The organism is Neolewinella aquimaris (assembly GCF_014197245.1).
Lineage (GTDB): Bacteria > Bacteroidota > Bacteroidia > Chitinophagales > Saprospiraceae > Neolewinella > Neolewinella aquimaris.
This window is the reverse complement of sequence record NZ_JACIFF010000001.1, coordinates 201,129-214,473: the sequence shown is the minus strand read 5'-3', so window position 1 is coordinate 214,473 and position 13,345 is coordinate 201,129. Positions and strand designations below refer to the sequence as shown.

The window sequence follows — 13,345 nt, the reverse complement described above, 5'->3', positions numbered from 1 at the left end:
GATCCGGTGTGCTTACCAGAGATAGACTTTCTGCCGGCGGTAGTCGATGCCTACGGTATACCGACTCAGAAATTCGGAACCAAGGATTCCCGCCAGGGGGACACCGCCCCCGGTGTGCAGGTGATCCAGATCCATGGCCACGAATCGCAGGGGCTCCGCGCCGTCCGGCAGGTTGTCCGGAGCGTCTATCCGCACCGTGGGGCAATCCGCATCGTTACCATCAAGGCCCTGGATGTTGATCATTTCGTGCGTTTCCGTGACCTCGTCGGTCTCCACGAGCTTTCGGTCGATCAGGTTGGAGCCGGCTCCGGTATCTACGGCGAAGTAGTATTTTTTCTTACCGATGTTGAGTTGCACGATCGGCAGGTGATCGACCAGCGTAAACCTGAGTACCGCACGGGGCGACTTTCCCAGGTGCTGGGGCCGGCGGGTGGACTTAAGCAACTGGAATGTTTCGTCGTCGTAATCGATGCGCAATTCACCGGTGTTGATCAGGTCGTAGCCGACAAAGCCGTCTACCCGCTGGTCCATCCGCTCCTCCAGATCGCGCAGGTCCAGTCCAATGGCCCAGTAGTTGTCCGTCGTCCGTCCTCCCATCTCAAATTGGGAGACGCGGTGGTCGGTCAGGGCTACATCTCCGCCGGCGCCGATGCCGGTCCGGGTGGTTTCTTCCTCGGCGGTACCACGATGGTTGACAATCAGGCTGGGTGCGCCGGTATCCAGAATGTAGTTTCCGGGCTCGCCGTCTACGGTAGCGACGAAGAAAATCAGGTTACGCGCCAGGGTAAAGGACTCCTCCTCCGTGTACCTTTTTTCTATGATCTCTTCTCCCCCGGTTTCGGATGGAGTCGTTCGCAGAAAGCCGACGGACCGCTGTGCCATGCCTTCGTTGCCCCACATCACTACCCCAACCGCCAGCAGGCAGCACAGAAGTCGGCGGTAGGTGGAGGAAGGAATTAACATTGCTACGGGATACAAAACTCCAAGTTAACGCTTTGTTTACACAGAATTAACACGCGGCGCCTATTTAACATTCGAATTAAGATTCACGGCTCCCGCGTTCCCGCCCGAAGTTCCCCTGCCGTTGTCTACCTTTGTGTCCCGTAATCGTAGAATATGACCAAGTATATTTTTGTTACGGGCGGGGTGACGTCGTCCCTCGGTAAAGGAATTATTGCGGCCTCCCTGGCCAAACTTTTGCAGGCCCGCGGGCTGTCCGTAACCATCCAGAAGTTCGATCCCTACCTGAATGTCGACCCCGGCACGCTGAACCCCTACGAGCACGGGGAATGCTACGTGACCGACGACGGTGCCGAAACGGATCTTGACCTCGGCCACTACGAGCGCTTTCTGAATACGCCCACCAGTCAGGCCAACAACGTGACCACCGGACGCATCTACCAGAGCGTCATCGAGAAGGAACGGCGGGGCGATTATCTCGGTAAAACCGTGCAGGTTATCCCCCACGTCACCGATGAGATCAAGCGCCGCATCCAGTTGCTCGGCAATTCGGGAGAGTACGACATCATCATCACCGAACTCGGAGGTACGGTGGGCGACATCGAGTCCCTACCCTACCTGGAAAGCCTGCGGCAACTGCGCTGGGAACTCGGCATTGACAATTGCATCACGATCCACCTGACCCTGATCCCCTACCTCGCGGCCGCCAAGGAGCTAAAAACCAAACCCACTCAGCACAGCGTCAAGGAGTTGCTGCAGACCGGCATTCAGCCCGACATCCTGGTCGTGCGGACCGAGCACTCGATCGACGATTCGATCCGCCGCAAACTCGCGCTGTTCTGCAACGTCGAGAAAAGCTGCATCATCGAAGCGATCGACGCGGACACCATTTACGATGTGCCACTGCACATGCTCAAGGAAGGGCTCGACACCACCGTCATCAGTAAACTGCGCCTTCCCGACCGCAAAAATCCCGACCTGCGCCGGTGGAAAAATTTCCTCGGCAAACTGAAGAACAGCACCCACGAGGTGACCATCGGGCTGGTTGGCAAGTACAACGAGTTGCAGGATGCGTATAAGTCGATTTACGAAGCCTTCATTCACGCCGGCGCCGTCAATGAGTGTAAAGTAAAGGTAGTGCCCATTCACTCCGAGCAACTGGAGGGGACGCGCAAGGAGGTAAGAAAATTCCTCAGCCGGTTCGACGGCATTCTGGTCGCTCCAGGCTTCGGAGAACGCGGCATCGAAGGCAAGATCGAAGCGGTACGCTACGTGCGGGAAAACAACATTCCCTTCTTTGGCATCTGCCTGGGAATGCAGTGTGCCGTAGTAGAATTCAGTCGCAACGTAGCCGGAATCGAGGGCGCGGGTTCTTCCGAGGTCGACGAGTTTTCGGAGTTCCCCGTCATCGACATCATGGAAGACCAAAAGGACATCTCCACGAAGGGTGGCACCATGCGCCTGGGCGCCTACGACTGCGAGCTGAAGCCCGGTACCCGCACCGCCCGCGCCTACGGCACCACCGAAATCAGCGAGCGTCACCGCCACCGCTACGAATTCAACAACGCTTACCTCAAGCAGCTCGAAGACGCCGGGCTCACCATTGCCGGCATCAACCCGCAAACCAAGTTGGTAGAAGTAATCGAAATCAAAAATCATCCCTACTTCGTCGGCGTACAGTACCATCCGGAGCTGAAAAGCACGGTCGAAGTGCCGCATCCCCTGTTCGTGTCGTTCGTGGCCGCTGCGATGAAGAAACGGGAGGGGGAGGGGTAGGTTGGCAGATCAGTATTTTAGTTCGTTAGTCGATCAGTCAGTTAGTGAGGCACTACGGACTAACGAACTAAATGACTAATCAACTAACGAACTCATTCCCCTATTCCAAACGCCTCCCTCACCCGATCGACATAGTCCAGCTTTTCCCAGGTGAAGGTTTCGACCGTGAGGGTCTTGGTTTCTCCGGAGCCGTTGCGGAAGGTGACTTCCTTTGTTTCGCTTTTTCTTCCCATGTGGCCGTAGGCCGCGGTGTCGAGGTAGATGGGGTTGCGGAGTTTCAGGCGTTGCTCGATGGCGTAGGGCCGCATATCGAAGATCTCCGCGATTTTTTGGGCGATCCCGGCGTCGGTCAGGTTTACTTTAGCACTGCCGTTGGTATTAACGTAAATGTTGGTGGGCCTGGCAACGCCGATCGCGTAGCTGACTTGTACGAGCATTTCACTGGCGACACCGGCAGCAACCAGGTTCTTGGCAATATGACGGGTAGCGTACGCCGCCGAACGATCCACTTTACTGGGGTCCTTGCCGCTGAAGGCGCCGCCGCCGTGGGCACCCTTGCCGCCGTAAGTGTCGACGATGATCTTACGGCCGGTAAGACCGGTATCACCGTGGGGGCCCCCGATCACGAATTTACCGGTGGGATTGATGTGGTAGGTAATATCGTCATTAAACAGCGCCTGCAGTTCTGGCTTAAGTTGTTTGCGTACGGCAGGAATGACCAGGTCGATGACGTCCTGACGAATGGTCGTAAGCATTAAATCGTCTGCGGCGAATTCATCATGCTGGGTGCTGACGACGACCGAATCGATCCGCACGGGACGGTGGTTGTCGTCGTATTCGATGGTTACCTGAGACTTAGAGTCGGGGCGGAGGTAGGTCATCTGCTCACCGGCGCGGCGAACGGCGGCCAGTTCCTTCAGGATGCGGTGGCTCAGGTCGAGCGCTAGCGGCATGTAGTTTTCCGTCTCGTTGGTGGCGTAGCCGAACATCATTCCCTGATCGCCCGCACCCTGGTCTTCGGCCTGCTGCCGTTCGACGCCCTGGTTGATGTCGGGAGATTGCTCGTGGATCGCCGAGAGCACGCCGCAGCTGTTTGCCTCGAACATGTACTCCGACTTCGTATAGCCGATTTTACGGATCACTTCGCGGGCCAGGTCCTGGACGTCGAGGTAGGTACTCGATTTTACTTCACCGGCGAGTACGACCTGCCCGGTGGTGACGAGCGTCTCACAGGCGACTTTGGAGCTGGGGTCAAAGGCAAGAAAATGGTCGACTAAATTGTCACTGATCTGGTCAGCGACCTTGTCGGGATGGCCTTCGGAGACGGACTCGGAAGTGAAGAGGTATGGCATGTAGAGATGGTTATTCGGGAACAGCGCGCAAGGTAGGGAATTTGGTAGTGAACCATTGCCCCGTCCAATGCCTTGTGCTAGGTCAACAGTCAATACTCCGGTTTGCCAAAGCTATATCCCTTCGACGGCGTCATCCAGCACTATGCCTGGGGTGGCTACACCTTTCTTCCCGAACTGCTTCAGCAGTCAAACGAGGAGCATCAACCCTGGGCGGAGCTCTGGATGGGTGCCCACGCCAAGGGGCCCGGCCGAATCAGGGATTCCCGGCAAACCCTGGCCGAAATAATCGCCGATGAGCCAAAGCAGATGCTCGGGGAACGGGTCGCCGCCCGGTTCGCTGATCGGCTTCCTTTCCTGTTCAAGGTGCTTGACGTGCGGGAAATGCTTTCCATCCAGGTTCATCCGGACAAACAGGCAGCCGAGGCGGGCTTCGCCCGGGAAGAAGAAAACGGGCCGCCCCGCGATGCCCCCGACCGCAACTACCGCGACGACAACCATAAACCGGAGTTAGGAGTCGCCCTGACCGATTTCTACCTCCTGCACGGATTCCGATCCGAAGCAGCGATCACGCAGACGTTAAATGAGGTACCTGGTTGGGAAGAACTGATTCCTATACTGGAGCAGCACGGCGTGAATGGCCTGTACGCCCACGTCATGGATGCAGCAACGGACGCTATTGACCGACTGCTCTCTCCACTGGTCGATAGCCTTGCGGATCAGGACTACACCCGCGAAGAGCCCCGGTTTTGGGCCAAAAGGGCCGTAGAACAGTATACCCAAGACGGCCACCACGACCGCGGCATTTTCTCCATCTTTTGGTTCAACCTGGTCAAACTCACCCCCGGTCAGGGAATTTTTCAGGACGCCGGCATTCCCCACGCCTACCTCGAGGGGGTGTGTATCGAACTGATGGCCAATAGCGACAATGTTTTGCGGGGCGGACTGACTCCAAAACACATTGACGTACCGGAACTGCTGGACAAAACCCGCTTCGAAGCCGTCACCCCTACCCTACTGACGGCAGTGGGCACAGACTCCGACTGGGCCTATTTTCCCACCCCGGCGCCGGATTTCAAATTATGGATAGCGAGACCGCAAACGAATGAGCAAGTCAGCGTCGACACCACCGATGGTGCGGCTATAATGCTCTTGCTACGGGGCGAGCTACGGGGGCCGGTCGCTTTACATGAACGGGCGCGGACGGTGTTCGTGCCCGCGGGTCAGCAATTTGACCTTACTGCGCAGACGGATTCCATTGTCTACATGGCTACCGTCGGGGACCAAAAATAGAGGCTTGCCGGAACATTCCGACAAGCCTCTTCAACAGGGAAAAAGATCTAATCCGGTCACCCGATGTTAACGCAATAGCGTCACATCACCAGTAAATAGCTGGCTGGTTCCGTCGACGAAGTCGACCTCTGCAGCCCAGATATAGACATTGCTTTCTAAAAGTTTATCACCTAAGCGGCCATCCCAGCCGTTGCCGACGCTGCCGGTGGTACAGTCTTTGCATTCGTACACGATCGCTCCGTAGCGCGACATCACCCGCAGCGTTTTCAGCGCCCGTACGGTGTTGTCCTTGACGTCGAGGCCGAAGAAGTCGTTGTAGCCGTCGTTGTTGGGGCTAAAGGCATTCGGCGCGAAGATGCGATCGCGGTAATCCTTGTTCACCCGCACCCGCATTGAATCCGACGCGATACAGCCGTTGACGTCCTGCAATTCGACTGCGTAAAATCCATCCTGAAGGGGAAGTGCGGTGGTGTAGGGTGAGTTGGGGTTTGCGATGGAGTCACCGGTCCACTGCATTTCGGCGATGTTGCGGGGGGGGAAGACGTTTACCCGTAGGTCTAGCTTATCGCCCAGTTCCACGATGGTATCCTGATTGGCTGCCGTTTTGATGGTGGCCTCAAAGCCGGGGAATACCTTGATGACGGTCGAGCTGTCTATGCTACAACCGTTGGCACTGGTGACCCGCAGGTTCATTTCGTAGGTGCCCTTGTTGAAGTACGGCGCATCGAGGGGATCATCGAGGGAAACAAGGCCGTTGCCGTAGTCGAAGGTCCAGCCCGTTTGCGGAGAAACGATGTTCATGGCGAAGGGCATCTCCTCACAGGCGCTGCGGGGCATTTCGAAACTCATGGCCGCGCCGTTGTATTCTCCGATCTGTACTTCGGTACTGTCGACGGACTTACACCCGTTGCGGCTCACCACTTCCAGTTTCACATTGTAGTTCCCGGGTTGTTCGAACACGTGGGCGGCGTTCCTCTTCTGGGAAACCTTACCGTCGCCGAAATCCCACTCGAGACCGTAAGTGGTCGCATTTCCGGTCGGGGTAAACTGAATTTCCTTGTCGACGCAGTTAGCTTCGGTTGCCAGCACCTCGAAGGAGGGATCCGGAGAAGGCCGTACGGTGATCGAGTGCGAGAAGGTGTCGATGCCACACAGTTGGGCTACCAGCTCAATCTGGTAAGTGGTGTCGCGCTCCACATTGTAGGTGTGGGTAATGCTTTCCAGTTCGTCGATAAATTGGGGAGAAGAGCCGTCGCCCCAGTGTACGAAGGTGAGGGCACCGGGCGTGGAGCTGTTATCGAGCGTGACTTCCGCTTCGGAGCAGATGTCCTTGTAGTTGAGTCCGAAGGCAGCCTCAGTCGTGATGGGTAAAATGTAGATGGTGTCAGAGTGGAGCTCGTCGGGGCAGCTTACGTTCGATCCCTCCAGCGTAATGGGGTACCGAAGGACCCGGTCGGTGGTGTTCCTCAGGACGAGCGTTCGGGGTAATTCCGTAGCCTGGCGACCGTCGGGGTAACTTACCCGGTAGTCGAATGCATTCACGGAAGTATTGGACAAAAAGATGGTGTCGTCGGAGCACACCGTATTGTTGTCGTTCAGGATATCGAAGGAAACCCGGAACCTTAGCGGCAGCACAACTCCGAAGGTATCGGTCGTGGTGTAGCAGGCGTTGCTTACGGCGGTCTTGACTCCCAGCACTTCCGGCGCCAGGGGGCGGATTAGTTCAATGACCGGGTTAGCCTCCGTGCTCCGGTCAGAGCTGGTGAACGACCAGTCATAGGTCAACCCGTCGGGCTGGTCTCCTACGGAGAAACCGATGGTCAGTGAGTCACAGATGCTGCTGTCCATGTCGGCGTAAAAGTTGAGCACCGGGGGGAAGAGCACGTTGATCGAGATGGTCGTGGTGTCCGTACACTGGCCACCGGGGAATGCCACCACCTGCTGGAGGGTATAGGTGCCGGGCTCCTGGATCAGGAAGCGGGCTTTTTCGCGGTTGCAAGCCTGCTGGCCGGTTTCCAGGATTTCGTAGCAGATGACTTTGGCGGAGGAGAGGTTCTCTACGTTGATGGGATCGAGGCCGGCGAAGATCGCTCCACCTGTTCCGTCTCCACAGCTGTCGGTGACCACCCTGAAGGCGGCGCGGGGAAACTCCTGGACGGTAATACTGAGGGTATCCTCTCCGCCACAGTAGGTCAGGCTGGAGAACGCGATGCGGTAAATTCCCACGTCCAATCCGGCGGATTCAAACACGTTGTTCTCTACGCCGGTACCGGTATAGCTTCCGGCCTGCAGGTCGTACAGGTTGACGCTATCGCCCTGACAAATCACCAGATCTTCCCCGAGGTAAACTTCCTGCGGAATAACGAAGAAGTCGAGCGGGTAAGAAGCACCGCAACTGTCTACCACGACGAGCTGTACGTCGCCCTCTACGAGTGAAGGACTGAACACGTTGTCCGCAACTCCGGGACCCGATATCCGGCTCACGTTGTCGGGGCGGGAAACGAAGTCAAGCAGTTGAATAGGCGGCTCGGTGGTACAAATGGTGTCGATGCTGCTGATGTCGAACACCAGCCCGGCTCCGTCCCGTACCCGAATGTTGATCGGGATGTTGTACTGGTCACCACAGACATCAAAGCCAGTTGCGGTAATCACATACTCCCCGGGATCGGCAAAGGTCAATTTGGGACAAACCGCGGTAGAGTCGCTGAAGTTGACGTCGGGCTTGTCTGCCGACCAGCGAATGTTGTCGGGCGTAGGCTGAAATTTCAGGCTTTCACAGAGGTCGAGTACGTAGCCGGTACAGGTTACGATGTCCTCAATAACTTCGATGGTCTGGCCGCGGTAGGTGGTTACCTCGAAGGTATCCGCAACGGCGGAACAGTACTGATTGGAAGCGTTAACGATGATCACCCGCACACCGGCCTTGTTGTTGTCGATGTCAATGACCGGGTTGGGAGCCGAAGGATCGGAGAAGGTCACTCCGGCGGACGGGCTGGACCAGGAGTACTTCGTAGCGTATTCGTAGGTGGAATTGGTGATGACCTGAATGGTGGGGTTACAAAGTTGGGCCGTGTCCAGTTCGTAGGACAGGTTGATCTTCGGGGTGGGCCGGATCGTGAAGGGCTTATCGTAGTAGTACTTGTCGCAGCCCTTAAATGGGGTTACTTCCAGGCGTGCCACGTAGGTGCCGGGGCTTTCGAATTCGTACCCTTTCAGTTTTTTGGAGGTTTCTCCCTCTAGCAGTTCGCCGTCCATGTACCACTGGTAGGATTCTACCAGTTTCTCGCTACACAATTTGCCTTCGAAGTTAATGATGAAGGGGGCCTCAATACAGGTAAGATCGCTGGTCTTGATGTCCAGGATCGGATTCGGAACTACCCGAAAGTCATAGGAACCTTTTTGCTTGTCCCCGCGCTCGTCCACGCAATCTTCCCGGATGATGGTCAGGGCTCCCTGGTATTCGTAGAACAGGGCATCGTTGCTGGGGGGAGTGGGCTTTCCCGGAGGCTGTCCGCAGTCGAACAGGAAGCGCTTGGTTACAGTGGCGGTGTTGACCACGTTGGTGTATACGGTGTCGCTTCCGTCAGGAAATTCAATCCGGTAGGTACCGGGGTCACCATTGTTGTATACCTTAAAATTGACGGTCACCATCCCGCTGCTGTCGGCACAAAACGTACTGGTCGGCGGGAGGAGGAAGGGTTCTTCCGATCCGCAACTTGACTGGGCGGAAATAGTTCCGGCGAGTGTGAGGAGGGGAAGAAGTAAAAAAGTCTTTAGTAGGTGGGACATCTTAACTGAGGCAATTTTTGCTCAATTCTGTCAGCTCCTACAAACGGGTAGAGATAAAGGCGTCGGCTCTGACCGGGAAAGGCCAAATGAGAGGTGACGGGGTCGGGTCGAATACAAAAGAAGGAAACCGACCTATTTTTCGTTTGAGAGACGCTGGCAACAATTGACCAGGAAATAATAAAATCCAAAATCGCTGCCCCGAAGGGCGAATACAATAATCGATACCGGCTGCATTGCCGGCGATGTAGGGATAGCGATATGGGGGGCCTATATATTGCCGCGCCATTTCAAACTTTAACACTTATATTTCTTTGCCGGTACAATGGAGGGGCTCGGGCGGGAACGCAGGTGCAACGTTCGGATCACCGAATGAGCGTTACATCGCCGGAAAACACCTTGCTTACGCCATCCGCAAACTCGATTTCCGCAGCCCACAGGTAGATAGCAGACTGCATGGGTTTACCGCCTACGGTGCCGTCCCACCCGTTGCCGGAATTGCCGGCCGGACAGTTTTGGCATTCGTAGACCATCGTCCCCCAGCGGTTGATGATGCGCAGGTACCGAATGGCGCGCACCGTATTTGGCTTCACGTCTATTCCGAAGGTTTCGTTGCGCCCGTCGCCGTTCGGGCTAAATATATTCGGTACGTACACCCGCCGTTCGTATTCCTTGCTGACGGCCACGCGTATGGAATCCGTGGCAAGGCAGCCGTACTCATCGGTTACCATGACTTCGTAAACGCCATCTCCGGAGGGAAATACCGTGGTAGCCCGAGTGTAGGGACTGACAACCGAATCGCCGTACCAGCGGATGCTGTCCAGTCTGCGGGCAGGCATCGCCCGAAAAGACAACTCGAGGGGGGTCCCGAACTCAACCGTCAGGTCTTCATCGGGGATGATCTCGACCGAGAAGCGCGGATGGACCTTTATGGTGCGCGTGGTGTCGATGCTGCACCCGTTCTTGTCGGTTTTCGTTACGGTCAACTCATACTCTCCTTCTTCCTGATAAGGCCGGTCGATCGGCTTACCGGAACGACTATCGTTTCCGTAATCAAAGAACAGGTTGTCCACGCCGTTCGGTAAATCCAGGTTCAACGGCGCATCTTCGCAAACGGCAGGAGGAATGGATACGGCAAGCGCAGGGCCAGTGTAGTTGCCGATCACCAACTCCGTACTGTCGACGGCACGGCATCCGTTGGAATTGGTTACTTCCAGGCGCACACGGTAGGTGCCGGTAGTGTCGTACGTATGGTGCGGGCGGTGATGCATGGAGGTTTTTCCATCGCCAAAGCGCCAGGCCATGCTGTTCCCCCGTGCTGCCGCAACCGGATTGAAAATGATTTCCTCGTCGACACAGTCACCATCCGGAGCTGCAATGTTAAACGAGGCATCCGGACTAGCTCTGACCATGAAGTTCGTGCTGAAGGTATCGGAGCCACAGAGCTGGGAACTCAGGGAGATCGTGAAATTAGTATCGCGCTCAACGGCGTAAGTGTACGATGCCGTATCGAATGCCCTGATCCCCTGAAAGGTGGAGCCATCTCCCCAAATGATCCGGTTTACACTGCCCGGTGTGGAATGATTGATCAACTCCACCTGCGCCGGCGAGCAACTGTCGTCGTAGTGTAGCGTAAAGGCGGCCTGGGTATTCACCGGAGCGATAAGTAGTGTATCCACTGCATACTCGGCCGGGCAGCTGGGATTAGTCCCGTCGAGGCGAATCGGATACTTTAGCACTTCTTCAGAGTGATTCTCAATTATCAGACTGGTAGGCAGCGAGTCGATTTGCCTTCCGCCATTCAGTGTAGCCAGTAGGTTAAACGCACCGACCGAATTATTGACCAGGAATGCCGTATCGCCGGAGCAGATGGTGTTGTTGTCGTTCAGAATCCCGAAAGACACCTGAAATCGGCGGGGAAGATTGATGGGAAAGGTGTCCCGCACGGTGATGCAGCCGTCAGTAGCCGTTACCGTAGCAGTCAGTACTTCAGCACTGTAGGGGCGCAGGAGCCGGAGCGTAGGGTTCTCCAACTGGAGGGTGTCGCCACTGGAAAAGGTCCATGAATATGTATTCAGGTCCGTGCCCCCGCCGTTAAGAAAGGAAATGAGGATTGAATCACAATCCGTACTGTCGATCTGGATCGCGTAATGTGGTTTGAATACCGGTATAACTTCAATCTTCTGGCGTAGGGTGTCCGTACAAAGTCCTCCCGCAAAGGCAACGACTTGCTGGAAGGTGTACATTCCCGCGACCGGCAACGTAAAGACAGCCTCGTTGCTCCCGCAAAGCTTGTCGCCGGTCTCCAACACGGAATAACATAATACCTCTGCATCGGAGCGATTGACCAGACTGATCGGCTCGTTCACGGGAAACTTTGCACCTGCGTCCCCGCCCAAACAGCCGTCGCTGATCATGTCGAAACTTGCAACGGGTATGGGCTCCACGGTGATGTCGAAAGATCCTTCCCCCCCACAGAGATTCGTACTTACAAAGTCTATGGTGTAGGTACCGGCCTCCAAACCAACGGAAGAGAATACGTTGTCGCTCACCCCCGGTCCCGAATAGGTACCTTCCTGTAGGGCATACAGATCGATGGAGTCACCCATGCAAACGTGGGGGTCACCGCCGGCATACACGCCCTCGGAAAGCACAAAAATTTCGAATGGATAGAGGGATCCGCAACTATCGGAAACCGCTAAGGAGACCGTACCGCTCAGATGGGCAGGGTTAAAAAAGTTTCCGATAACGCCGGGACCGGTGATCTTGCTCACGTTTTCCGATCCTTGAATGTAGTGAAATAAATTGAGGGGCTCGGAGCCCGGACACAGCGTATCCACGCTGGAAAAATCAAGCTGAAGGGGGGCATCGTCCCGTACGGTCACCGGGAAGGTCTCCGTGAAGCGATCGCCACAAATGTTCGTCCCGGTGGCGGTCAGCTCGTAGGTGCCACCCTGGGTGAAGGTTACCTCCGGACAAGCGGTATTGGCCCCCTCGATACGGGCGGGATCGTCGGTTGTCCAGAGAATGGTCACAGGTGCGGGTTCGTACACCAGGCGATCACAAAAGGTGATGGGCACGCCCGAACACGCGCGAAGGGCTTGGGTGGTGCGAAGCCGCTGCTCGCTATACGTAGTGATGTCGAAGGATTCACTAACCGAGTTGCAATATTCGTTTTCGACGGTGAGGGTGATCGTTCGGGTGCCCGACTGGCTATTCAGAACGGTGATGACCGGACTCGGGGCGGCAACATCGGAGAAGCTGACATCGGGAGAAGAACTAGACCACATAAAGGAGGTGACGTCATCGTACCGGGTGTCGGTCGTAACGGTGACGACGGGGGAGCATAGCGCGGAGCTATCTACAGTGTAGTTCAGTTCGATGGTTGGCTCACCGACGACAATCACTGGTCGTTCGAAAGCGAATGACTCACATTTATCACTGAAGGTGGTCGTCTCCAGCCGGACGATGTACTCACCTGCGGTGGGCAGTATGACATCTCTAAGCGTTTTGCCGGTAGCGTTAGGAAGAAGACGTCCATTCAAGTACCACTGGTACTCCTTGACCAGGTCGTCGTTACATAGCTTGGCATCAAAACTTAAGTTATACGGTGGCTCCCCACATACGCGACCGTTGATTGTAATATCACTGATGGGATTCGGAATGATGTTGAACGGGTAAGTACCTACCTGAGGCTTCAGGTCATCGTCCACGCAATCCGTTCGGGTAATGATCAACTCACCCCGGTAGGCATAAAACTCCTCTCCCCTACTGGGCCTGATGGGATCCCCGGGCGGGTTGGAGCAGATAAATTCCATGTCGTGGATGATCTGCAGGGAACCATCCACTCCTACGTAAGTGGTGTCGGTGCCGTTGGGGAAGGATATAGTATAGTCGCCGGGGTCTCCTTCGTTGATAAGATTGAAGGAAATTCGGGCTGAATCGTTGTTGTTGACACAGAACGTCCGGGCCGGGGGGAGTAAAAAAGAGTTCTCTCCGCCGCAGAAGGTCTGCGACTGGCCGACGGCTTGCTGACAAACAACGATGACTAGAATGGCTAGTGATCTGAGAAATATCAAATTCAAGAGTGTGTGGGTGTAAGAATACGGCGTCAGCCTACCGCACGGAGGTAAGTGTCAATGCAGGCCAACTTATACTACCCGGTGCAAAAAAGATCAAAA

At 55.8% G+C, this 13,345-nt stretch carries 6 protein-coding genes; 2 read left to right on the top strand and 4 right to left on the bottom strand.

What is annotated here, in order from left to right; genetic code table 11:
* Positions 1-12: 12 nt before the first annotated feature.
* On the bottom strand, positions 13-963 hold the full coding sequence (locus GGR28_RS00890; RefSeq protein ID WP_183493834.1) for an aspartyl protease family protein: 951 nt from the start codon (positions 961-963) through the stop codon (positions 13-15).
* Between the two features lie 153 nt (positions 964-1,116).
* Between GGR28_RS00890 and GGR28_RS00885 the strand changes: the two genes are divergently transcribed.
* Positions 1,117-2,736 (top strand): CTP synthase, encoded by a 1,620-nt coding sequence (locus GGR28_RS00885; RefSeq protein WP_183493833.1) that lies wholly within the window; start codon positions 1,117-1,119, stop codon positions 2,734-2,736.
* Positions 2,737-2,828: 92 nt separating this feature from the next.
* Here the strand turns inward: GGR28_RS00885 and metK are convergent, their stop codons facing one another.
* The gene (gene metK / locus GGR28_RS00880; protein ID WP_183493832.1) at positions 2,829-4,088 is read right to left on the bottom strand and encodes a methionine adenosyltransferase; all 1,260 of its coding nucleotides are present in this window, start codon (positions 4,086-4,088) and stop codon (positions 2,829-2,831) included.
* A 102-nt stretch (positions 4,089-4,190) separates the two neighbouring features.
* On the opposite strand from metK, the gene manA reads away from it, so the two are divergent.
* A complete protein-coding gene (gene manA, locus GGR28_RS00875) occupies positions 4,191-5,378 on the top strand; it encodes a mannose-6-phosphate isomerase, class I (RefSeq protein ID WP_183493831.1) in 1,188 nt (395 codons plus the stop codon).
* Positions 5,379-5,444: 66 nt separating this feature from the next.
* On the opposite strand, the gene GGR28_RS00870 is transcribed toward manA, so the two are convergent.
* Both GGR28_RS00870 and GGR28_RS00865 read right to left on the bottom strand, forming a co-directional pair.
* Positions 5,445-9,167, bottom strand: coding sequence for a PKD domain-containing protein (locus GGR28_RS00870; protein ID WP_183493830.1), 3,723 nt, complete (start codon positions 9,165-9,167; stop codon positions 5,445-5,447).
* Between the two features lie 362 nt (positions 9,168-9,529).
* On the bottom strand, positions 9,530-13,249 hold the full coding sequence (locus GGR28_RS00865; protein ID WP_183493829.1) for a PKD domain-containing protein: 3,720 nt from the start codon (positions 13,247-13,249) through the stop codon (positions 9,530-9,532).
* Between the last annotated feature and the right edge of the window lie 96 nt (positions 13,250-13,345).